Annotated in this window: 18 protein-coding genes and 8 pseudogenes; 11 read left to right on the top strand and 15 right to left on the bottom strand. The window is 67.6% G+C overall.

Annotated elements, in window-relative coordinates; all coding sequences use genetic code 11:
- Positions 1 to 296 precede the first annotated feature (296 nt).
- The 3 genes from ACIF6F_RS35600 to ACIF6F_RS35590 form a co-directional block, all read right to left on the bottom strand.
- A complete protein-coding gene (locus ACIF6F_RS35600; RefSeq protein ID WP_399957240.1) occupies positions 297 to 1,430 on the bottom strand; it encodes a DUF3443 family protein in 1,134 nt (377 codons plus the stop codon).
- A gap of 323 nt (positions 1,431 to 1,753) precedes the next feature.
- A complete protein-coding gene (locus ACIF6F_RS35595) occupies positions 1,754 to 2,875 on the bottom strand; it encodes a sporulation protein (RefSeq protein ID WP_399957237.1) in 1,122 nt (373 codons plus the stop codon).
- Positions 2,876 to 3,150: 275 nt separating this feature from the next.
- Positions 3,151 to 3,561: a hypothetical protein gene (locus tag ACIF6F_RS35590; RefSeq protein WP_399957235.1), complete on the bottom strand. Its 411-nt coding sequence runs from the start codon at positions 3,559 to 3,561 to the stop codon at positions 3,151 to 3,153.
- A gap of 36 nt (positions 3,562 to 3,597) precedes the next feature.
- Here ACIF6F_RS35590 and ACIF6F_RS35585 point away from each other — a divergent pair, with 36 nt between their 5' ends.
- On the top strand, positions 3,598 to 3,864 hold the full coding sequence (locus tag ACIF6F_RS35585) for a hypothetical protein (protein ID WP_399957233.1): 267 nt from the start codon (positions 3,598 to 3,600) through the stop codon (positions 3,862 to 3,864).
- A 5-nt stretch (positions 3,865 to 3,869) separates the two neighbouring features.
- Positions 3,870 to 4,439, top strand: coding sequence for a hypothetical protein (locus ACIF6F_RS35580; protein ID WP_399957230.1), 570 nt, complete (start codon positions 3,870 to 3,872; stop codon positions 4,437 to 4,439).
- A gap of 52 nt (positions 4,440 to 4,491) precedes the next feature.
- Here the strand turns inward: ACIF6F_RS35580 and ACIF6F_RS35575 are convergent, their stop codons facing one another.
- Positions 4,492 to 4,923: a hypothetical protein gene (locus ACIF6F_RS35575; protein ID WP_399957227.1), complete on the bottom strand. Its 432-nt coding sequence runs from the start codon at positions 4,921 to 4,923 to the stop codon at positions 4,492 to 4,494.
- A gap of 402 nt (positions 4,924 to 5,325) precedes the next feature.
- On the opposite strand from ACIF6F_RS35575, the gene ACIF6F_RS35570 reads away from it, so the two are divergent.
- The gene (locus ACIF6F_RS35570; protein WP_399957225.1) at positions 5,326 to 5,526 is read left to right on the top strand and encodes a hypothetical protein; all 201 of its coding nucleotides are present in this window, start codon (positions 5,326 to 5,328) and stop codon (positions 5,524 to 5,526) included.
- A 286-nt stretch (positions 5,527 to 5,812) separates the two neighbouring features.
- On the opposite strand, the gene ACIF6F_RS35565 is transcribed toward ACIF6F_RS35570, so the two are convergent.
- Both ACIF6F_RS35565 and ACIF6F_RS35560 read right to left on the bottom strand, forming a co-directional pair.
- Positions 5,813 to 6,985 (bottom strand): FAD-dependent oxidoreductase, encoded by a 1,173-nt coding sequence (locus tag ACIF6F_RS35565; RefSeq protein WP_399957222.1) that lies wholly within the window; start codon positions 6,983 to 6,985, stop codon positions 5,813 to 5,815.
- A gap of 641 nt (positions 6,986 to 7,626) precedes the next feature.
- Complete coding sequence (locus tag ACIF6F_RS35560) at positions 7,627 to 7,872, bottom strand: hypothetical protein (protein ID WP_399957220.1); 246 nt, start codon at positions 7,870 to 7,872, stop codon at positions 7,627 to 7,629.
- 1,223 nt (positions 7,873 to 9,095) lie between these two features.
- Here ACIF6F_RS35560 and ACIF6F_RS35555 point away from each other — a divergent pair.
- The 6 genes and pseudogenes from ACIF6F_RS35555 to ACIF6F_RS35530 all read left to right on the top strand — a co-directional run.
- A pseudogene (locus ACIF6F_RS35555) lies at positions 9,096 to 9,634 on the top strand (winged helix-turn-helix domain-containing protein).
- Positions 9,631 to 10,143 carry a transposase gene (locus tag ACIF6F_RS35550; protein ID WP_399957217.1) on the top strand — a complete coding sequence of 171 codons (513 nt, stop codon included), beginning with the start codon at positions 9,631 to 9,633 and terminating at the stop codon, positions 10,141 to 10,143. The pseudogene ACIF6F_RS35555 and the gene ACIF6F_RS35550 overlap by 4 nt, the downstream one beginning before the upstream one ends.
- 510 nt (positions 10,144 to 10,653) lie before the next feature.
- Complete coding sequence (locus ACIF6F_RS35545; RefSeq protein ID WP_399957214.1) at positions 10,654 to 11,250, top strand: hypothetical protein; 597 nt, start codon at positions 10,654 to 10,656, stop codon at positions 11,248 to 11,250.
- Between the two features lie 110 nt (positions 11,251 to 11,360).
- Positions 11,361 to 11,511 (top strand): annotated as a pseudogene (locus tag ACIF6F_RS35540) (IS3 family transposase); the annotation flags it as partial.
- A 111-nt stretch (positions 11,512 to 11,622) separates the two neighbouring features.
- Positions 11,623 to 12,006 (top strand): annotated as a pseudogene (locus tag ACIF6F_RS35535) (transposase family protein); the annotation flags it as partial.
- A gap of 17 nt (positions 12,007 to 12,023) precedes the next feature.
- Positions 12,024 to 12,314 (top strand): annotated as a pseudogene (locus tag ACIF6F_RS35530) (transposase); the annotation flags it as partial.
- 404 nt (positions 12,315 to 12,718) lie between these two features.
- Here the strand turns inward: ACIF6F_RS35530 and ACIF6F_RS35525 are convergent.
- Positions 12,719 to 13,392: pseudogene (locus tag ACIF6F_RS35525) on the bottom strand (transposase); the annotation flags it as partial.
- A 265-nt stretch (positions 13,393 to 13,657) separates the two neighbouring features.
- Between ACIF6F_RS35525 and ACIF6F_RS35520 the strand changes: the two are divergent.
- On the top strand, positions 13,658 to 14,182 hold the full coding sequence (locus ACIF6F_RS35520; protein ID WP_399957211.1) for an acyl-CoA thioesterase: 525 nt from the start codon (positions 13,658 to 13,660) through the stop codon (positions 14,180 to 14,182).
- A gap of 68 nt (positions 14,183 to 14,250) precedes the next feature.
- Here the strand turns inward: ACIF6F_RS35520 and ACIF6F_RS35515 are convergent.
- The 7 genes and pseudogenes from ACIF6F_RS35515 to ACIF6F_RS35485 form a co-directional block, all read right to left on the bottom strand.
- A pseudogene (locus ACIF6F_RS35515) lies at positions 14,251 to 14,775 on the bottom strand (transposase); the annotation flags it as partial.
- Positions 14,776 to 14,791: 16 nt separating this feature from the next.
- A complete protein-coding gene (locus tag ACIF6F_RS35510) occupies positions 14,792 to 15,865 on the bottom strand; it encodes an IS110 family transposase (protein WP_399957208.1) in 1,074 nt (357 codons plus the stop codon).
- A 222-nt stretch (positions 15,866 to 16,087) separates the two neighbouring features.
- Positions 16,088 to 16,432, bottom strand: a pseudogene (locus ACIF6F_RS35505) (transposase); the annotation flags it as partial.
- 47 nt (positions 16,433 to 16,479) lie between these two features.
- Complete coding sequence (locus tag ACIF6F_RS35500) at positions 16,480 to 17,190, bottom strand: calcium-binding protein (RefSeq protein WP_399957205.1); 711 nt, start codon at positions 17,188 to 17,190, stop codon at positions 16,480 to 16,482.
- A 1,274-nt stretch (positions 17,191 to 18,464) separates the two neighbouring features.
- Complete coding sequence (locus tag ACIF6F_RS35495) at positions 18,465 to 19,112, bottom strand: transposase family protein (protein WP_399957202.1); 648 nt, start codon at positions 19,110 to 19,112, stop codon at positions 18,465 to 18,467.
- Positions 19,113 to 19,163: 51 nt separating this feature from the next.
- Positions 19,164 to 19,343: pseudogene (locus ACIF6F_RS35490) on the bottom strand (helicase-related protein); the annotation flags it as partial.
- Positions 19,344 to 19,650: 307 nt separating this feature from the next.
- Positions 19,651 to 20,109: a hypothetical protein gene (locus tag ACIF6F_RS35485; RefSeq protein WP_399957344.1), complete on the bottom strand. Its 459-nt coding sequence runs from the start codon at positions 20,107 to 20,109 to the stop codon at positions 19,651 to 19,653.
- Here ACIF6F_RS35485 and ACIF6F_RS35480 point away from each other — a divergent pair.
- A complete protein-coding gene (locus tag ACIF6F_RS35480; RefSeq protein ID WP_399957339.1) occupies positions 20,041 to 20,259 on the top strand; it encodes a transposase in 219 nt (72 codons plus the stop codon). The two genes, ACIF6F_RS35485 and ACIF6F_RS35480, sit on opposite strands and share 69 nt — an antisense overlap.
- Positions 20,260 to 20,279: 20 nt before the next feature.
- On the opposite strand, the gene ACIF6F_RS35475 is transcribed toward ACIF6F_RS35480, so the two are convergent.
- Positions 20,280 to 20,838, bottom strand: a 559-nt coding sequence (locus tag ACIF6F_RS35475) for a hypothetical protein (RefSeq protein WP_399957199.1), incomplete at its 5' end; no start/stop codon positions are given.

Genomic DNA, 20,838 nt, shown 5'->3' with positions numbered 1-20,838 from the left:
GGGCGGTTCCGGCACTGCCCACGAGCAGGATCGCGACACCGGCGTGCATGCCGGCCAGCGAGCGCAGAAATCTATGCCTGACCACGAACGGGGTCTCCCTCGACGGCTCGGGTGGACTGTCTCGACCGCCACCCTCACCCCGGCTGCCGCGGCGAGCACCTTCGTGTAGCCCAAGAGGCCTACACGAAGGTCTCGCCGCGGCAGCTGCTGGAAGCGTCAGAAGGGGCGGGGTTTCGTGCCACACGCTCGGGCCGGCTTGGCCACGGCACGGGCGCGGGCTGCGGGACCTGCCGACGTCACTCGGGGACGGCGGGGGAAGCCTGACCGAGGCCGCTTCCTTCGATGCCCATGCGGCCGAGCCGGAGGTCGTAGAGCACATCGGTGTGGGCGAAGGCCGGCAGACCGGCCACGATGAGGGGCGCGGGTCCGTTCTCGTAGAGGATCTGCGGCGTCGCCAAGGCGTTGAGCTGGTCCTGGTCGGCCGTGCCGTTCTCATTCTGTGGGCCGGGGTACGTCCAGCGCCATCTTCCGCGGGGGATGGCGAGGGTGACCTGGGTACCCGACAGGTCCAGGTACTGGCCGCCGGTCAGAGGAGGTGCGGGTACGTCCTCGATGGACGGCAGGGAGAGGACAAGCGTGGCCGTCCCCGTGTCGAAGAGGACAGGTGCGCACTGACGCTCCAGCAGTCCCGTGATGCGCAGGCACCCCTGGAAAGGAGCGGGATCCCACAACGGCGTGCCATGCGGACTCCTCTCGGGATGGGGAGCAGCACTCACCCGGGCAGGTGCCAGGCTGACGGTGGTGAACCCGGCGGTGTGCACGGGGTTGAGGACCAGGCGGGGCCGGGCGGGGTCGAAGTGCACCAGATAGGAGCCTCCACCTGTCAGACCGGCCATGGGATTGGTGCAGCAGTCCCCCGGGCCGGCACGGTCCGGCGCGGACGCGCCAATCCCCAGGATGCCGTCGAAGGCGCCTCCAAACGCCTCGGGACTCTGACCGCCGGCGGCCTCACACCGCGGCTGTGCCCGCGTGCAGCCCACGGTGTCAACCAGCAGGAGTGGCTGGTCCGATGCCTCGGCCCGGCCCAGAGTGACGGTGGCACGGGCTCTCTGCCCGCTGACGCGCAGCCCGCTGAGAAACGTTGCTTCTGCCCGGGCAGAAGCAACGACGGCATCGGTGCCGGCGATCTTCTTCTTGAGGACTTTCAAGCCGGTCGACCCGGTGTCCACGAGCACGTTGAGCGAGGACGACCCGATGGTCACGGTCGCGCCCAGTCTCGGATGGGCCAGCCGCCCGCCGAGGGATCCTGCCGGGAGATAGCGGAGCGGCACGTCCAGGTCACGAGTACGTGCGCCGGGGATCTCGGCGGGACGGCTGTCACAGCCCGGCAGGGCCAGGGCGATGGCGACGGCAACGACGGCGCTCCACACCCGAGGGGGTCGTCGCGGAAACACCCGCCCTCCTCTCTGCCGACGCGCACGTGGGCCGACCACGCAGACACCTGCGGCCGATCCGGCCGGACGGGGCGCGGTGAGCCTGCCCCGGCGGCAACCCTAGCCGTGACACCACCGTCGACCAGGCCCCTGCGAGGGTGTCGCGGGCGGATGCCGCGACACAGCGGAAGGTGAAGCCTCGGATGCCACTGCTCCCCGTACCGGGCGGGGCGCCCCACGACGTCGTCGACAGCGGGACGCTCGGCACGGCTCCGACTCTCACACCGCTGACCGTGCGCCGGGCCACGCGACACGCGCGTTCACGAGACGAGGGCCAGTTCCGTACGGGCCCGGTGCAGGAACTCGGCGACAGGCTTCTCCCGCTGCCAGGGCGCGATGGTCGTGGTGATGTCGGCGACGTAGTCGCGGGCGCGCGCGGAGGCGACGTGGACGAGGATGTCGACGGCCCGGTGGCCGGCGGCGAGGCCCTGGTCGAGGTCGTGCTGCTGGAGGTGGGTGGTGGCCAGGACGGTCAGGCGCAGGCCGACCGAGCGGGCGAAGCTGTCGGGGTTCATCGCGTCGGCCTGGGCGTTCCAGCGCCAGGCCGCAGCCGGGTTGCGCAGGTCGCGGTGGACCTCGACGGCGTCCGAGGAGAGGCGGGTGGGGGTGACGTACCGGATCCAGGCCGGCTCGTCGGCGTCCTGCTCCGCTGCTTCGAGGCAGTGCTCGGATGCGGCAAGAGCCGCTGAAGCGGCCCGCGCGTCGTTCGCCTTGGCGTGCGCGCGGGCCCCGATGAGTTTCGCGAAGCCCAGGACCCGGTGGCCGGCCCGCCCGCGGGCGCGGTCGTAGGCGCCTTGGACCATGTCGATGGCCTCCTGGTGGTAGCCGCGCAGCAGTGCCTGGAGCGCCATGTTGGTCATGACGTGGCAGCCGATGTCCACGGCCCCGCCGGCCCTGGCCATCCGCAAGGCCTGGATGAAGTGCCGTTGCGCGATGTCGTGGTGCCCGGTGTCGACCGCGCTCCATCCGGCGACGCGGGCGAGTTCGGCGGTGACGGCGAACAGACCGCGGCCGACCTCGTCGGTGTAGGAGCCGTGGAGCAGCGGGACGGCCCGGCGGGTGAGGCAGTGGGGGACCGAGGAGGCCCGCCACGTCCCGCCGCCGTACTTCGAGTCCCACCGCTGCGCTTCGTCGGCGGCCTGCCACAACTCTGCCAGGTCCTCGCGGCCGCCCCGGCCGCTCCCGTGATGGGTGGCGCCGGGGTCGGCGGGGACGCCGAGCCAGCAGGTGACAGGGGTGGTGAACGCGCTGACGGAGAAGGCCTTGTTCAGGATGGCGCGGCGGTCCAGGTGTTCCACGGTGCTCCAGAAGTGAACGGCGTCGGCGGTGTCCCGCGGGAAATCCAACCCGAGTTCTGCCGTGTTCTCGTGCACCGTGCGCATGCCGATCTCGGCGACGTCGACGGGCCGGCCGAGCCGTGTTGGGCGGCTTGGCCCGGCGTGTGCTCGGAGCCATCACGGGAACCTCCTTCACGAAGACCCGGCTACGGCGGAGCGTGCCCGTATCGGGAGCAGCAGCGTAGGCCCGCAGCACACGGCCCGTTGCGGCTTTGTGAGTTGTGAGCCCCCTTGTGAGCCTGCCCAGTCCCAGGACTCCGGCGGATTCCTGGCATCCCACCGGCCATCCGGCACAGGAGCCGCCATGAGCCCCACCCTGCTCACCCCCGCCCCCGGGATCCGAGACCGTCGCGGACGAGCTCACCCCCGCCTACTACCTCCGCCACGACCAGCTCGGCGCGTACGTCACCGGCCTGCTGAGCCGCTGTACCACCGTCTTCGACATCAAGCCCACCCTGACCGACGACCTCACCCACCCCGACCGGCACGACCTGACCGGGGGCGGCGCCGTCGAGGACGGCGCGCACGTCACCGGCACGGTCATCGTCCAGCCCGGCGCCCGCATCGAGGCCGGCGCCCGGGTCGCGGGCCCGGTCCTGGTCTGCGAGGGCGCGGTCATCGCCGCAGGCGCCTACGTCCGCGACCACGTCGTCGTCGGCCCGCGCACCCAGGTCGGCTTCGGCGCCGAGATCACCCGCAGCCTCCTGGGGGCCGCGGCGTTCGCCAAGCACACCTGCTTCATCGGCGACTCCGTCGTCGGCTCCGGCGTGAACTTCGGCGCCTTCTCCTCGACCACCGGCCTGATCGCCAGCGACGGGCCGGTCACCGAGCCCGCGACGAAGGAGATCACCGTCACCCTTGGCGGCTGCAAGTACGGCACCGGGCAGACGAAGTTCGGCGCGGTCATCGGCGACGGCGTCACCCTGTCCGCCGGAACCGTCCAGTGCCCCGGAACCCTGATCGGCCCCGGCACCGTCATCTACCCCCGCACCCAGCTCGGCGGCTTCATGCCCGCCGGCTCCCGGGTGAGGTGACGGCCATGACCACCACCACGGTGCTCACCACCAAGGCCGCCGACCGGCAGCTCATCAAGGTCACCGGCGGCCGTCCCCTCGCGGGCCGGATGCGCGTCCAGGGCAGCAAGAACGTGGCTCTGCACCTGTACGCGGCCGCGCTCCTGGCCGACAAGGATCTCGTTCTGCACCAGGCGCCTGCGATCCTCGACACCGGCGTCTGCGCACAGATCCTCACGCACACCGGCACCCGCACCCACGCGCCCGGCGACGGGACGTTCCGCGTGGTTGCGGCCCCGCAGCTGCGGCCGGTGATCCCCCACGACCTCGGTGCGAAAGTCCGCACCACCGCGGTCCTCGCCGCCGGCGTCCTCGCCCGCGCCGGATCCGTCGACTTCCCCGCTCCCGGCGGAGACGCCTTCTGCCCGCGTCTCATCGACCGTCACCTCGCAGCCATGGAGGCCGCCGGCGCCGAAGTCAGCGTCGACGAGCACGGCCGCACCATCAGAGCCGCCGTCCCGGCGGGCGGCAGGCTCAGGCCGTTCCGCGTCGAGCCGTCCGCTACGGCCAGTCCTCTATTTTCGCGGCCTTGCTGAAGTCGTTGGTGCATTGCAGCCAGATCCTCAGCCAGCTTCGTTCTCTCCTGTGTCAGTTTGTGTATGTCCCGAAGGTTCCTCGATAGGCGCGATGGCGATGGGCGCCGATGATCCGATCTTCCGGGTGTATATTCCGTGCCGCCACATCCAGCCAATTGTTCGGCTTCTCGACTATCGTCCCCGTGGCGATCGCATCGGAGGTGAAATAGGTCTTCGTCACGAAAGGGTGGCTGGACGGACAGTCCACGCTGAAAGAACGGCTGTAAAATGGCGGCACTCTGGGGTCGGCATAACGCACCTCTGTAATGCTGTCGCTCGACTCGTCGACCGCCTTGTGGATTTTGCTTGGTTCTTCGGGAGTATCCGCGGCCGACGCGCTGCCTGCGGAAAGCGCGGAAGTCGCCAGAATCCCGACCAGGGGGATTATGTCACGTTTTGCGATCTGCACTTCACTGCTCGCTTCTGCGGGGAAATCGGAAGTCATCTTCGCGGACTCGCTGTTGCGTAACCCCTAGAGCACCCTCCTATTTTTCCTGTCGCCGCAGACACTGAGCCTTTGGGCCCTCCTGCCCGTTCTTGCTGTCGGCTGCCCGCGGAGCAGGCAAGCCTGAAGGCCCCGGGTGGCGCTCGAAACACCCACCCACTGGGCTCGCCGGTGACGGAAGCCTTGCCTTTCGGGGAGCCTGACTGCCTGAACGGCTGGCTGGTACGGGTATTGCTGGCCGTTCGAGTCGACATTAAAGTGGAGGCAATATCCTCTACTGGAACGGTAATGAAAATGACTCGTCTCAATTCTGTTGTTGTGGGTGGAATGGCTGCGGCCATGATCCTGGGTGCGGCCGGAACTTCACTGGCTGTTTCGCAGGACGTACGAGGAACTTCTGAGGTGGCCGCTTCCTCTGAGGCCTCCTCGAAGTGGGCACTGGTCTCCCCTCCCTCGTATGTATATGACGCCCCCAACGGCAACAAGATCAGCGCCGGCATGATCGAGGGTCGGTTCGTCGCAGACAAGTGGGACGACACCAAGACCTGGGCCCATATAACTGACGGCAGCAACACCGGATGGGTCAAGGCCGCACCGGCATAAGCTGAAACCGACCCGAAAGACACATCGGCAGTCCGCCGAGTAGAACAAGGCGCCTTCCCGCCCCGAGCAAAGCGGAAGGCTCGCCCAGCCCGAAGCAGAGGACTGGGCGAGCCTTCTGTGAATGGGGCGGCTGGTGTCTGTTGGCCGAATGACCAGTGGGCCCCGCTTGAGCCGGTGTTGCCGCGGGGCATCAAGCCGGGCCGGTCGCAGGTGTGAACCAAGATTCACCTTGCCGTCGAGGAGGGCAGAGCCCCTGCGCCGTGGGGCTGGCGCTGGGCCCGACCTGCTACGTGTCGCTCCTGACGTCGCCGTTCCCGGACGTGGAGAGCAGGTGCCGGACGAGGATCCGTGCGGTGACCGGTGCCGCGCGGACGAAGCCGAAGAACGGACCGAAGTCCTGCACGGCGCAGAATCCGACGGTGTACAGGCCGGGGACGCTGGTGCCGAACGATGGGTCCAGGACGGGTGAACCGTCCCGGATCCGCACCCGGTCCAGCAGCCCGGACAGGTAGTCCACCCGTGACAGGTCGGCCTGATAACCGGTCGCGTACAGGATCTGGTCGACTTCCAGGGTCTCGCCGTCCGAGAGCGCCACCACCATCGAGCCGTCGGGCCGGGCCGAGACGCGTTCGACATGCGTGTGCGGGTGCGTGCACACGGGCGGGTCGCTCAGCCGGGGCACCAGCCAGGGCTCCAGGGTCAGACGACCCGCGGCCCAGGCCCGCGCGGCGTGCTCTTCCCGCTCCGCGGCGGGCAGCCTGCGCCACCAGTCCGGCCGCTGTTCCGTCCGTGCGAGCGGTTCCTCGAAGAACGACCAGCTGACCGCCGCGAACCGCGGAGTGTCGTGCCTGTAGACGACGTGGACGCGAGCCGCCCCGTGGTCGGCCAGGAGCGCGGCGGACTCGAACGCGCTCTGTCGACCGCCGACGACCAGCACCCGCCGCCCGGCGAGCGGGGCGAAGTCGACCAGCTCGCAGGTGTGGGCCGCGCGCCCCACGGGCACGGCCGCGGCCCAGGACGGCAGCCGGGCGAACGGCCGCAGCCCAGGCGCGGCCACCACCGCGTCGGCGGCCACCCGCGTGCCGTCCTCGAGGCGGAGGGAGAGGCGTCCGCCCCGGCCGCCGGGCCCTTCGGCCACCTCGGTCACCATCCTGGGGTCCGGCTCGATGCCGGCGGCGGAACGGAACCACTCCGCGTAATCGATGAAGAGCGGCAGCGGCACGGTCGCACCTTCCGGGATGCCGCGTCGGGCCAGGTAGGCACTGAGCGTGTGCACGCCCTCGGCGTCGAGGTGCCAGTCCGCGCCCGAGCGCAGGAACATGCCGACGGGCATGTTCCTGCGCCAGAAGCCCATGGGTTCACCAAAGACGCGCGTCGAGATGCCACGGTGGTCGGCCAGAGCGGCCAGCGACAGAGCGAAGGGCCCCGCGCCGACGATGGCGAGCGGAACAGCGGTCATGCGGATTCCTCGACGGTGGGTGTACGCGTCGGCCTGGCAGATCAATTTTCCCCGCCCGGCGGGCGAGGTGCCAGGCGTGTTCGCGGGGGGGCACCGGACCAGCGCGAGCGGCCCCGCCTGACCCGCGCCCGCTCCAGCGCCCCGTGCGGAATGGCGAGGATGGTGACGGCGGCGGTCTCCAGGATTGGCGCGTCGGGCAGGCGTCCGGCCGCTGGGAGCCGGTCGCGTGTCCCACGGCCCGTTCCAGAACCGCCCGGGCACGGGTGAGGACCTCGGCGGAGGGCGGAGGCAGGGTGGACCAATGCATGATGACGCGTGGCCCGGATGCGGATGCAGGGGGCGGGTCAGCCGGTGGCCGGCGGCGGTGACCACGCCGCATCGAACCGTCCGGTGCGCCCGAGCCAGCTGATACAGCCGTACACGAACGTTGTTCAGGGCGGCCGCACACCGCTCAGCCGAGGCCGAGCCTTCGGCGCGCTCCAGCACCGACACCTGGTTGTCGTGCCCGTGGCGTGAGGGCGCGGACGCGGTCCGTAGCCGTTGCCTGTAATGCATCTGTAGTGGCGCGGCGGCCGTCATTGGCAGCATGGTGATCGTGTGCCGGCGCAGTGCCACGTAGGCGTCGTTTCAGCAGCACTCCGTCAGCGCGCGGGTGGGCCTCCTGGGTGGTGGCGTCCCAGAAGTCCGAGTACACGCGGCTCGCGGCCGTCTTGGTCGAGGAGGGTGAGCAACTTGGTCCCGATCGACCGCGCGCCCGCCGGATTGGTCTCGACGCGGTCGACCAGATCGTCGACCAGACAGATGAACGCCGCCCAGTCGGCCGTGAGTAAAGCCGCACCCGCGTCCACGCCCGGGATTACCAGCGGCGCGAGTTGCTCGAAGCCCATTGCCTCCAGCCGTCGACCCTCCCTGGCCGAGGAGACCAGCCCCACCGCCGCGGCCCACTCGACCAGCAGTACCCGGCCCTCCCCTGCCCACTCGGTGATCTCGCCCTCGGCGACAAGATCACTGCAGGGCTCCGTCGGTGACTGTCCACCCCAAACGGCCGCCAAACCGCGCCCTGCTCCAGCTACTTTCGCCGCCCGGGGGCCTGGCATAGGCCGAGTTGGCCGACTGGCCAGGGCTCGCCCGCACCGGCAGCGGGCTGCCCCCCGCCAGGCCCTTGGGACGGGGCCGGTGACGGCCACAGCCCGGGCGGGCGGCCTGGTGGCGGCTGTCCGGCCGGGACCGGATCGCCGTCGAGGGCTGTTGTTCGCTGGCGTGCGGTTCGCGGCGGGCTGGCGGGCGGGGCACCGTCGGGCTGGTGCAGGCGGACTTTGTCTTGACGTTCCTGGGCGGTCTGGCCGCGGGGGTCACCCTGTACCGGGGCGCGGTGTACTGGCCGCAGCCCTCTCTGCCGGCCGGGCCGCTGGTCGCGCCCTCGGAGGAGGTGATGAGCACGCCAGAAGTCGACCACGTACCCTGCGGGCCGTTACCGCAGGACGGGCCCCCTGGCGCAATTTCGGGGGAGAGCTGCGAAATCGATCCGGTTACCGTCGCACTGTCATACGTGAGGGTCGCGTCGGTGCAGTTGTATACACGAACATTCGCCGTGAACACGTCCTGGACGGCCCCGAGGGTGTGGCCGCTGCCGTTGAGGTTGTCTCGTCCGGCGGTGTTGTTGTCATTGCCGAAGACGTTGACGGACGTTGTTGTTGCCGTTATTGAAGACGACGGATCCTGCCGCGGGGCTGTAGGGGAGCGGGTCGCCCAGCCCTGTTGCGGAGGCCTGACCTACCGTGAGACTTGCTACGCAAGTAGCAGCGTGGCCAGTCGGGAAACGTGCTTCACGGGGCTCCCTTGCAGAGAATTGACTTGTCCCTCAACCTCTACATCAAGGCGCGTTTAATTTTCGGAACAGGCACGGCAACGGAACTCCAACAGGATAGATGTCATATTGTCGCGAAGGTATTGCAGCCTTCCTGCGGAATCCGGTGCCAGGCGTCAGTTCAGTAGCCGTTCTGTTTCTCCGTCACGATGACGGAGAAACAGAACGGCTACTGAATTTGATTGAGTGATGTCGGGGCCGTTCGCCTCACAGTGGTGGGTGGGATCCGGTAGCTCTGGGTTCGTGAGGTACGCGCAGGGCGGCGGGTTGACCGACGCCGAAAGGGCCGCGCGGGAGCGGATCCGGCTGCAGGCTGTGGAACGCTTCGAGGGCGGGGAGAAGAACCGGGAGATCGCTGCCGCGCTGCGCGTGAGCGAGCGGTCGGTGGAGCGGTGGCGGCGCCAGTGGCACGAGTGCGGCGAGCGGGAGTCCTGTCGAAAGGATCGCCAGGGCGGCCGAGGCTCAGCGACGAGCAGATCGCGAGGCTGGGGCGGGAGCTGGAGCGTGGGCCGCTGGTCCACGGCTGGGCCGACCAGCGGTGGACACTTGCACGGATCAAGACGCTGATCGGCCGGCTGTTCCACGTCTCCTACACGGTCGAGGGCACGTGGCAGCTTCTCAAGCGGCACGGCTGGTCGTGGCAGCAGCCCGCCCGCCGGGCGATCGAGCGTGACGACACGGCGGTCGAGGTCTGGAAGAAGGAGACCTGGCCGCGGGTAAGAGCGTCGCGGCGGCTCTCGGAGCCTGGATCGTCTTCGAGGACGAGGCCGGGCGGTCGATGACGCCGCCGCGCGCCAGGACCTGGGGACGGATCGGCCGGACACCGGTCGTCAGAGTGCGCGGTCGGGGCTCCGGCCGTGTGTCGATGGCGGGCATGACCTGCTACAAACCCGGCGAGCGGTCCCGACTGATCTACCGCATCCGCGAGTACCGGGGCCGCAAGGGCGAGCCGAAGGGCTTCGGCTGGCGCGACTTCCGGGACCTGATCGTCCGCGCCCGGATCCAGCTCGGCGGCCCGATCGTGCTGGTCTGGGACAACGTCCGCCTCCACCTGACCAAGCCGCTGCGGGAGTTCATCGCCGCGAATGCCGACTGGCTCACCGTGTTCCAGCTGCCTACCTACGCCCGGACCTCAACCCGCAGGAGGGCATCTGGTCGCTGGTCAAACGCGACATCGGCAACCTCGCCGCCGCCGACCTCAGCCAGATCACCCGAGCCGTCAAGCGGAGGCTCAAGCAGATCCAGCACCGCCCAGACCTGGTCGACGGCTGCCTGGCCGGCACCGACCTGATCATGGTCGGCTGACCGACATCACGAATTCAAGTTCAGTAGTCATGAAGTCAGTGTTCACGGGTTCGGGAGGCGCGTGATTGGGGGCGGAGTCGTTGTTCATGAGATCGGGTTCTGGCTCAGTTTCTGTGGAGCTGCGCCGTACGCGCCCGTGCCCGCATCGGGCCAACGGACTGACCTGCTGGTTCCCAGCGTTCAGCGTCCCGGTGAACCGATCGTCGAGCCGTCACCACAGAAGTTGAGCCAGAACCTGAGATCGGGAGGCACCCGGCCGCTCAGTGGTGGCGGGCGAGCTTGATTGCTGAGTGGGCGTTAAGTCCGATCTTCCTCGGTTCGTGATCGCTCGATCGTGGTACTGATCGCGGTCCGGACCGCCTCGTGGGCATGTCCATGTTGAGACCGAAGTGGGGGGCCAACCACGCCCACTCGTAGCGTAATCGATGGCGTCTCTGCCGAGAGTGAAGAGAATGCTGACCGCAGTCGTGTCTTCTCGAGCGGTAAGAGGTCAAGAATGAAGGCAATCGCCAAGGTGGGCGTGTCGGTGATGGGCGCGTTCCTCCTTTCAGCGGCCGCGGTGGAGTCCTGCCACGCGGATACTCCGGCCCCAGGTAGCGGAGCGGGAGACTGCGTGATCGTGAACTACATGGGGAATGCCGCGTGCGGTGACGGGGTGGTCGGCAACGACAACACCACGGGGGTGGGACACACCGTCTCGCACCACAATCAGACGACTCCCGCGGCTCTACTTGTGCCCGCGGACGAAACCGTCCAGGTTGTCTTCCGCAACAGGAGCGGTCTCCTGTTGGACGGGGGTTCGGAATCGCACACCCCTGCCTTCGTGAGTTGGGTGGTTTACCCGGAGATCGGCGTGCAGCCGGATAGGGCCGCGAGCTGGGTTGCGCAGTTCGTCGTCCCCAGGAACGAAATTCTTTCAGCAGTGGTGATTTACCGCGTAATCGGTGGCGGGCTGGTCACCGTTACCAGCAGCGTGTCAGAGTTCGCCCCTCTGGAAACGGAGTGCACCTCGACCCGGGAGGACTTGACCTGCGTGGTGGAGGGAGCCGCCAGCGATCGCCCGACAGTGACACTCCAGCCCGCGACTGTATGAAGCATCAAACTTCACGCCGAGTCAGCCTCTTTCATCCGGGCTTGGGTCTGTCCAGCAAACTGAACCGTTCCGGGTTCGGTAGAGACTCGATTCCGTGAAAGGATTGAGTCATGACGCGTCCTGCCTCCTATCCCCCTGAGCTGCGCAAACGAGCGGTCCGTATGGTCGCCGAGGTCCGTGGTGACTCGCCGAGCTGAAGCGGGCGAACGACATTTTGAAGGCCGCGGCAAGTTTCTTCGCGGCCGAGCTCGACCGGCCACACTGGGCCTTTTCCAACCTGGTTCCGAGGTACGGAAGTTGGCCTGACAACGGGGTGAAGCCCCGGGTAGATGGGTTTTCGACCAAGAGAACCGTCTCCACCAGAGGCTTCATGTGCTTGTCTACCCGTCGGGCGTGGACGTGTCCAGCTCCGCCCTCCGCTTCCTCACGCAGCAACTGCGGCGCCACCGCCGCGCGATCGACTCCCGGTGGCAGCGCCTGAGCGCCGGCCGCCAGGCCCTGCTCACCCTCGCCCACCCCCGGGTAGGACACACCTATGCTCAGCTCGCGGCCGGGTTCGGCATCGGCACCACGACGGCCTACCGGTACGTCACCGAGGCGGTCGAGCTCCTGGCCGCTCTCGCCCCGACCCTGGCCGAAGCTGTGCGGACCGCGTCGGTGAAGGCGTACCTGACCCTGGACGGCACGCTCCTGCCCATCGACCGCATCGCCGCGGACCGGCTGTTCCACTCCGGCAAACACCAGAGGCACGGGATGCGGCCGTGATCAAGATGTGGTCCGACGCCTGGGCCGAAATGGTCCCCTTCCTCTCCTTCGACGTCGAGACCCGCAAGGTCATCTGCAGCACGAACGCGATCGAGAGCGTGAACGCCCGCATCCGCAAGGCCGTGAGGGACCGCGGTCACTTCCCGTCGGAGGCCGCCGCGTTGAAGTGCGTCTACATGGCGCTCATGTCGCTGGACCCGACCGGCAAGGGCCGACGCCGCTGGACGATGCGCTGGAAGGCCCCGCTGAACGCCTTCCAGATCGCCTTCGAAGGCCGCCTGACCCCCACCAGCCACTGACCCTCAACAACCAAGATCAGCCGTTAACTGGACACACCCTCTGCCGTCAGGGGGAGGACGAGGTCAGGGTGGCATAGACGACCAGGCTGTCCTGGTAACCGCCGCCGGACGGGCCGGCCGGGATCGCACAGGTCACCAATCTCAGCTCCGGTGTGCTCGTGGCCGGTACACGGTTTCGGAGGGGAAACCGGACTTCGGGTAGAGGGCCGTCCGCGTCACCGAGAACATCGCCGTGCTCCCATCCGCTCGTACGCGCTCGACCTGGCCAGCCGGGGGTGGAGCTCGCGCAGCCGGATGAAGAGGCCCTTGCCGTACGGGCCGACTGCACCGAGCCGGGAGCGGGGGAGCGGCGGCACCAACCGACGGGGAGTTCGCGGCGATGGGGGGTGCCCCTATGGGGTTGGTCAAGCTGATGGGGCAGGTTGGGGTTGGTAGAAGGTGCCGTCGCGGAGCATCGCGAAGAGGACGTCGACTCGGCGTCTGGCGAGGCGGAGGAGGGCTTGGGTGCGGTGCTTGCCCTGGTTGATCTTCTTGTCGTAGTAGGCCCGGGAGACCGGGTCTGCCAGGGCTGTGAACGCGAGGAGGAAGGAGGCCCGTTTGAGCTGCTTGTTTCCTCTCCGGGAGGGTTGTAGCCCGAGCTGCGGGTGGCCGGGGCGAGGCCGGCGTAGGCGGCGAGGTGGGCGGCGGACGGGAACGACGTGCCGTCGCCGACGTCGATGAGGATCCGTGCTCCGGTCCTGACGCCGATCCCCGGCATGGACGTCAGGACTTTGGAAAGAGGGTGGGCCGCCAGCAGTTCCTCGATCCGGGTGGCGAGGAGTTTCCGCTGGTCAAGCAACGCTTGGAGGGACCCGGCGAGGTTGGGGACGATCAGTGCGGCCGCGTCCGTGCCCGGGACGACGACAGTCTGCTCATCCAGGGCGGTGAAGATGTCCTCGACCAGCCGCTCGGCCATCCGCGGCGCTTTCGGACGTATCAAGGTCACGAGCCGACGGCGTCCGGCCGTGCGGATCTGGGCCGGGGAGCCGAACTGGTCGAGGAGTTTGAGCACCGCCGGGAGGGGAGAGTGGGTGAGCCTCCAGCAGGGCGTTGATCTGGGCTTGCAGGGCCCGGCGCTGGGCGTGGACGGTGGACAGGGAGCCGGCCAGGGTGGGGACACGCACGCATGCCGGGCCCGGAGGCGAGCGGCCCTCTTGCAGGACCGCCAAGAACATAACGGGGACCGTCACTCCGCACCTTAAGGGGCGGCGCACCCGCCGGTCGTCGGCCCATCCCAGCGATGATCGGCGTACTCCATCCGGCGTGCGGATGTCCCCTCAGGTGCAGCATCGTACTGTGGGGGAATGAGCCGTGATTCGGAAGGCGGCACCCCTGGAGCGAGCGGAGCGGACTCCGACCTCCGCCCGGCCCCTGACCGCAGTTCCATGACGTTGAGGTTCCTGGCCGAACCCAGTTCGGTGAACTTCGGTGGAAAGGTGCACGGCGGTGCATTGATGAAGTGGATCGACGCCGCCGCCTACGCCTGCGCGGCTGCCTGGTCGCGCCAGTACTGCGTGACGGTCAGCGTGGGCAACATCCACTTCCGCGAGCCGATCATGGTGGGGAACCTGGTCGAGATCCAGGCGCGCATCGCGGCGACGGGACGCTCCAGCATGCACATCCACGTCGCGGTGGCAGCTGGAGACCCCCGGGCGGACGCCTTGCAGCGGACCACCGACTGCCTCATCGTGTTCGTCGCGGTCGACGAGGAAGGCCGACCCGTGCCCGTCCCGCCCTTCGTACCGGCGACCCCGTACGAACACCGCCTGGCCCGGTACGCAGCCGACTTGCGGCGTGCCCACGCGGAGTTGGACGCCGTCAAGCCCTGAGGGCCAGCACCGCTTCTGGGCCTATGGTGGGGTCTGTCAATCGAACGGTGTAACGAGGGTGGTTGGGTCTACTGGCGTGCTGCCGAGAGTCGGCCGTCGAAGGTGATGTCGAAGGCGTTGAGGGCGGTCTTCCAGCGCATGGTCCAGCGGGCCTGGCCCTTGCCCGTGGGGTCGAGCGACATGATCGCCATGTAGACGCACTTCAGGGCGGCGGTCTCGTTCGGGAAGTGTCCGCGGGCCTTGACCGCGCGCCGGATGCGAGCGTTCACGGACTCGATCGCGTTGGTGGTGCAGACGATGCGGCGGATCTTGGTGTCGAACCGGAGGAACGGGGTGAACTCTTCCCAGGCGTTCTCCCAGAGCCGGACGATCGCCGGGTATTTCTTGCCCCAGGTGTCGGCGAACTCGGCGAAGCGTTCGAGTGCGGCTTCCTCGGTCGCCGCGGTGTAGATGGGCTTGAGGAGCCCCGCGATCTTGTCCCAGTCCTGGCGGGCGGCATAGCGGAAGGAGTTCCGCAGCAGGTGGACCACACAGGTCTGCACGATCGTCTGCGGCCAGACGGTCTTGACCGCGTCTGGCAGGCCCTTGAGCCCGATGCCCCTATGGATGTCAAGCCGTGATGCTGTCGGGGACCGGTAGCGGAGCGGAGGCGATGGCCCGATGGATCTCGCGAGAGACGTACCTCTTGAGGCAGCGGATGACCTCGCGCTTGGTCTTGCCCTCCGCGGTGCGTCGCGGCAGGTAGGCGCGGGAGCGTTCCTCCCAGCGCAGACGGGAGAGCACGATGCGGTAGAGGGCGGCGTTGGCCTGCCGGTTGCCGCCGCGGTTGAGCCGTCGGCGTTGATTCTTGCCGGAGGAGCGTTCGACCGGGCTGACACCCCACAGAGCTGCGAAGGACGCCTCGTCGCGGAGACGGTCATGGTTGTCGCCGGCGGCTATGAGCAAGATGGCCGCGCTATCCGGGCCGACGCCGGTGAGTTCGAGCAGCTGCGGTTTGTGCGCCTGGATGATTTCCGAGATCCTGCGGGTGAGCGTGGTGGCCTCGGCGGAAAGCTGCTTGATGCGGTGGGCCAGCAGGCTCAGCGCCTGGTGCACCGCGCTGGCCTGCGCGTCCAGGACGGCGCATGCTTTGAACAGTGCCGGGTTCGAGAGCCCGGCGAGGGACTCTCGTAGCTGCGCCGGTGCGCTGACCAGGAGGGCCTTGAGCTGGTTGATGGCCTGGGTGCGGTTGCGGACCGCGGAGTCCTTGACGACCTTCAGGACGCGAAGTTCCTCCACCGGGCCGTCCTTGCTCTTCGGAGCCCCGGTGGCTCGGCCGCCCAGCACGGCCCGGGCGGCGGCTTCGGCGTCGACCGCGTCGGTCTTGCCCGAGCGGCGCCGGGCTGCCCGGTCCGGCCGGTTGACCTCGATCACCTCGATGCCTTCAGCGGCCAGGTGCCGGGCGAGCCCGGCACCGTAGGAGCCGGTCCCCTCCACCCCGGCCTGCCGGATGACGCCCAACGAAAATCCCCACTCGACGAGTTGGCGGTATCCAGCAGCCGTAGCGGGGAACGACTGGGTGCCCAGCAGGGCGCCGAGAACGCTGACGACAGCGGCGACGTGTACGTCCTTGTGGGTGTCGACGCCGAGCACGGCGGTGGCGGAGTCCAGGGGCGACTGTGCGGTGTCGACGTTGTGCGGCATGCTGAGGATGATCATGGGCCTGTCTCGATCGGTTCGCGGGCAGATGGCCGCCACCGGACCGGTCGGGCGGTCAGGACTGTGAGGGTGCCTGTCGCGAAGGCCCCTATCGGGACACGCCCGCCGGGCCGGCGGCAGCAAGCCCCGCACAGGATCGGGCCGACAGATCGGCGCTCAGGACACCTTGGTCAGCCGCAGACCGGGTCAGGCCGCGGCCCCGTTCTTGACGATCTTCGGATCGAACGAGCCGTCCCGGTCGCGCGGCACGGATATCTCCACCGGTCCAACGTCCGTCAGGACAGTCTTCGCGCGGGTGCCGTTGCGGGAGTTGCCGCCGTTCTTCCCGGCCGGGTCGTGCTTGTCATAGCCGAGGTGGTCGGTGATCTCGCCTTCGAGGGCGGACTCCAGAAGCCGCTTCGTCAGCTGCTGGAGCAGCCCGCCCTCGCCGGTCAGCTGCAGGCCCTCGGCCTGAGCCCGGGAGACCAGCTCGTCGATCAGCCGGTCGTCCACCGCCTTCGACGGCGTCGGCTCAGCCGGCTCGACGGCCTCGGTCACGTTCTCACTGGTCATCGGTGCATCCTCCATGATCGGGAGTTACACCGAACGATTTACAGTCCCTAGCAGCCGGGTCCGGTGGTGGGGTTGGTGCAGGTGTTGCTGCCAGGGCCGCCGTTGTTGGTGTTGACGCCTGCGTTGCCGTTGAGGCTGTCGTTGCCGTCTTCGCCGCGGAGGCTGTCGTTGCCGTTGTCCCCGGTGATGGTGTCGTTTCCGGGGCCGCCGTTGAGGGTGTCGTTGCCGTTGTTGCCGTGGACGATATCGTTTCCGGTTCCGGCGTAGACGGTGTCGTTGCCGTTGGCGGCGTTGATGATGTCTGCACCTCCGAGGGAGCAGATCACGTCGCTCTGGGTGGTGCCGTTGATGGTGTCGTTGCCGGAGGTGCCGATGATCGTGCACCCGTTGGTGTTGGTCAGAGCGGTGGTCACGCTGTCCGAGCTCGCGGACGGATCGTTGGCGGCGGTCGCCTCGACCGTGTTGGTGATGGTGTTCAGGCCCATGCCCGTCGGCCCGCGCGTCGGCTCGGCCACAACGGTGATCTCGGCGCTCTCACCAGGGGCGAGAGTTCCCAACGTGCAGGTGGCCTGCTGGCCGTTCCCACTGCTGATCGAGCACGACCCCTGGTCGGCGGTGATCGTGTGGATCAGCGCCGGGCCGGTGAGCGTGTCCGCCAGTGACACCTCGGTAGCCGGGACCCCTCCGTTGTTGGTGACCGTCACGTTGTAGGTGGCGGTGCTGCCCACACTTACCGCAGCCGGCCCTGACTTCGTCACCGACACGTCCGTCGTGGCGGGGCTCCACGACAGGGTGATGGTGCCGTTGCCCGTGGCCGTCCGCGTGGAATAGGCCGTACCCGCAGGACCGGTGCTCGAGCCGCCGCCTCCACCGCCACCGCCAGCACTGGAGCTGCCGTTCTCTTGGCCCGCTCCACCGCCTCCGCCGCCATACAGGCCGCCTCCGCCACCACCACCGACTCCACCAACGACCCCAGTAGTGCCACCCCCGTCACCGCCAGTTGATGCCGAGCCAGGCTGTCCCGACCTGACAGTACCGCCCCCTCCAATCCCTCCAGCTCCTGGCCCTGCCGTAGTAGCACCTCCGCCCCCGCCGCCCGGCGGAGTGGAGCCGGCGCTCACGCCGTCTGCTCCGTTCGCCCCATTTTCAGCTGCGTCGCCGCCAGCACCACCTGCTCGGGTCGAACCGGAACCGAATGTACCGCCGGCACCACCTCCCCCTGCAGCGATGACAAGGGGCTGGCTCTGGCGGCTGATGTCCGACGCCCCGCCTCCCCCGCCGCCCTCGGGAGCGGCGGGGGAGAAGGGATACCCCGGGCTGCTGCCGCCGCCGTTGTAGCCACCTGCGCTGGGCGTCTGGGGCAAGCAGTCACTGTCCTGGCCCTGCCCGGCTACCCGGAGGGTGAGCTGCTCCCCTGGGGTGACGCTGAGGGATCCAGTAGCGACGGCGCCGTGCCCGCCCAGCTTCAGGGGGGCGAAGCTCCCGCAGTTGTTACCGCCTGAGGCACCTTCCACGATGAAGGACAGCGAAGTGACCCCTGCCGGGACCGTGAAAGTCTCCGGGGCACCCGTGAAGTTGAAGACCGCGGTCTGGTCAGCCGCCCACGCAGAGGAACTGGCCGGCAGCAGAAGTCCCGCGGTAGGCAGGACCACAGAGGTGAGCAGCCCGGCAGCGCGGAGGGCAGGTCGGAAGCCCGCGCGAGAACTCCGCGGTGCCTTCTCAGGAACAGTGACGGAAGAGCGCATGACTGTGAAAGCTCCCGGGATCTTGAAGAGATAGCTCGGTAGTAGGTACGCATATCCAGCGCCGTAACCTCCGACAGACACAGCGCAGGCAGCCACTTCCCCCCAAACCACACCTGTTCGGCGGGTACCTCTCCGCCAAAGTGACTCAAGGCCATGGCGACATCGACGATGAGAAGACGAGCAATGAGCCTCCGCCAACTTGAAGTAGCAGGTCAAAGGGCTGGTGTGACATGCGCCTAGGGTGCTCATGCTGGTTGTAGGCACAAGCCTTCGTTGAAGATCATCCGTCAGCGGTTGATTTCGAGGTTTGTCAGGACGAGCAGGGCTCGCAGGAGCTGGGTGGCGCGGGCGGGGTCGGTGCGGAGCTTGGTGAGGATCCGCCAGTTCTTGAGGTGGGCGAAGCCGTGCTCGACCGGTGCGCGGCCGACGGCCAGGACGCGGTTGGCTTCCTTCTCGCCTGGGGTGACTTTGTGGGTTCGGGTGCCGACGTAGCCGGTGACGATCACGGGGTCGAGGATGTCGTTGTCCAGGCCGCGGAAGCCGAGGTCGGCCAGTGCTCCGAGGCCGGCGGCGCGCAGGTGGGTCAGGATGTGGTCGTGGCGGGCGGCGGTGTTGTCGTGGGTGCGGCCGGGCCGGGCGGTGGATATCCAGATCAGGCGGCCGTTCTCGTCGGTCAGGGCGAGGAAGTGCAGGCCGTGACGTCGGTGCTTGCCGGAGTAGTTGCGGCGGCCGGCTTTTCCGGTGCGGCGCTGGGTGCGGATGAGGGTGCCGTCGATCAGGACCACCTCTCCGCCCTGCTTGGTGACCTTCTTCAGGGCCCGGTCCATGCGTGGGGCCTGGGCGGCGAGCAGTCCGATCAGCTCGTCGCGCCAGCGGCGGACGGTGGATTCGGAGACGTTGTTGCCCCCGGGCATGTCGGCCCTCAGCCCATTCAAAACTTTAATTAGAGGCCCGTACGATTTCGAGGTGAGGATATCCTCCGGATTTTAGTCCTCCTTCAAAAATACCGGCACAATCAGCGTGGCCATTTTCCCCCGCCCGGGTTTCTGCCGCAAAGCCCGGCCAATGGCCTGCACAATGTCCACCGCCGCCCCCTTGGGATCGACAAGGGCCACGGAATCCACCGCCCGGATATCCACTCCCTCACCCAACACCCTGCAATTTGCGAGGACGGCTTGGTCCGGGCCTCGGGGAACGGGCCGGCTACGGTGCGTTTACGCGCTGCGCTGCGATGAAGTGAGAGCGGTCAAGCGTTCGCGACTGCTGAAAAACCGGGGTCAAGGGTCAGCTGCATCCGGTTGTGGAGTCGGACGCGGTGAATGTGACGGCAACGCCATTGTTGACGTTTACCGGGTCTGCATACACCACACATGCCGGCCCTGAAGCGTCTGCTTGCACATCATTGTCGGGCGGGGCCGGCGATGATGCCAGGTTTTTCACGCCCACCGTTACGGCCCCTCCGTTGGCATAGGACTAGTTCGACCAAAAATCCGGAGCAATGTCGGTCCACACATTCCCGCAAGTCGTCCCCCTGCCTTGCTGACCGGGGGCAATGGTGGCTGGGAAAGCATCGCTGGCCAGGTAATAAGTTCCGGCCATGCCATCGACTCCACTTCCCTTGAGGAATTGCGCATCCAAAGTGAGAGTTCCGGAACCGGAGTTCCTCAAGATAATTGTCGTCTGATTGCTTTCACACTCGTTACCCTGAGAACCTTGCCCTCGGGTTACGGAGTGCCCTTGTCCGGTGGTGGCGTTGTCGCCGTGTTTGATGTCGCCGCAGGCGTTGTGGTTGTGCTTACCGATGACATGGATGGAGCAGAAGCCGCCCTCGCCTTTACCGCTTTGGCTGTCGCCGCTGTCGGCGTGTGTGGTAGTGATTCCGGCGAGGGTGAGGAGTGCGGCGGTGGTGAGTGCGGTCACTGTGTAGCGCATTTGCGTTCCCTGCGAGAAGAGTCGCTGTACTTTCTGCCCCCGTACTCGCCCGAACTGAACCCGGACGAGCTGCTAAACTCCGACCTCAAGCACTACCTGCAAGCAGCACCACGCCCGGAGTCCGGCCGACTCCGCCCCCCTATGGCTTGACGAACTCAATAGGGGAACTTTTACGAAATTTCCACGTCAGTGCCATTGATTGCACAATTCAGGGCGCCACTGGAAGGGAATTGGCACGAGGGAACTCCAATGGGGTTGATAACTACGCGCACCTCATTTCCTCCAGGGATTGTGAAAAAAGATGCCGTGGACCCAAAGGGCTGGACAAACTCAAAAGGCGCAGCACCGGGGGTAACGTATCCAGTTTTATAGGGACCCTGACAGCTAGGGCAAGACCAAGCCAGGTTACTTCCGGTGCCATTGGTTACCGTGAGTCGTGCCAGTAGCGGCTCGGCAGACACGGTCAGGGTGTGGCTGTTTCCGGTGGTGGCGTTGTCGCCGTATTTGATGTCGCCGCAGGCGTTGTGGTTGTGGTTTCCTTCGACGTGGATGAAGCAGATGTTGCTTTTACCGTCCTCGTCCTTGTCTTTCTCGTTGTTGGCGTGTGCGGTGGTGCCGCCGAGTGTGGTGAGGGCGAGGAGTGTGGTGGCGATGGTGAGTGCTGTGCGTGTGTAGCGCATTCGATTTCCTCTTTTTAGTGGGTGTGGTTGTTGTATTTTGGTTGGTGTG

Source organism: Streptomyces sp. NPDC086023 (genome assembly GCF_044540325.1).
In the GTDB taxonomy this organism is placed as follows: Bacteria; Actinomycetota; Actinomycetes; order Streptomycetales; family Streptomycetaceae; genus Streptomyces.
Note: the sequence above shows the minus strand (reverse complement) of the source record. Positions and strands in the feature narration are given on the sequence as shown.

What these genes read in the sequence shown, in the direction of transcription:
- ACIF6F_RS35595 (WP_399957237.1), bottom strand. Translation starts at nt 2,875, where the DNA reads ATGCGCACGGTGCACGAGAACACGGCAGAACTCGGGTTGGATTTCCCG.
- ACIF6F_RS35580 (WP_399957230.1), top strand. Translation starts at nt 3,870, where the DNA reads ATGACCACCACCACGGTGCTCACCACCAAGGCCGCCGACCGGCAGCTC.
- ACIF6F_RS35575 (WP_399957227.1), bottom strand. Translation starts at nt 4,923, where the DNA reads ATGACTTCCGATTTCCCCGCAGAAGCGAGCAGTGAAGTGCAGATCGCA.
- ACIF6F_RS35565 (WP_399957222.1), bottom strand. Translation starts at nt 6,985, where the DNA reads ATGACCGCTGTTCCGCTCGCCATCGTCGGCGCGGGGCCCTTCGCTCTG.
- ACIF6F_RS35560 (WP_399957220.1), bottom strand. Translation starts at nt 7,872, where the DNA reads ATGGGCTTCGAGCAACTCGCGCCGCTGGTAATCCCGGGCGTGGACGCG.
- ACIF6F_RS35550 (WP_399957217.1), top strand. Translation starts at nt 9,631, where the DNA reads ATGACGCCGCCGCGCGCCAGGACCTGGGGACGGATCGGCCGGACACCG.
- ACIF6F_RS35545 (WP_399957214.1), top strand. Translation starts at nt 10,654, where the DNA reads ATGAAGGCAATCGCCAAGGTGGGCGTGTCGGTGATGGGCGCGTTCCTC.
- ACIF6F_RS35520 (WP_399957211.1), top strand. Translation starts at nt 13,658, where the DNA reads ATGAGCCGTGATTCGGAAGGCGGCACCCCTGGAGCGAGCGGAGCGGAC.
- ACIF6F_RS35510 (WP_399957208.1), bottom strand. Translation starts at nt 15,865, where the DNA reads ATGCCGCACAACGTCGACACCGCACAGTCGCCCCTGGACTCCGCCACC.
- ACIF6F_RS35485 (WP_399957344.1), bottom strand. Translation starts at nt 20,109, where the DNA reads ATGCGCTACACAGTGACCGCACTCACCACCGCCGCACTCCTCACCCTC.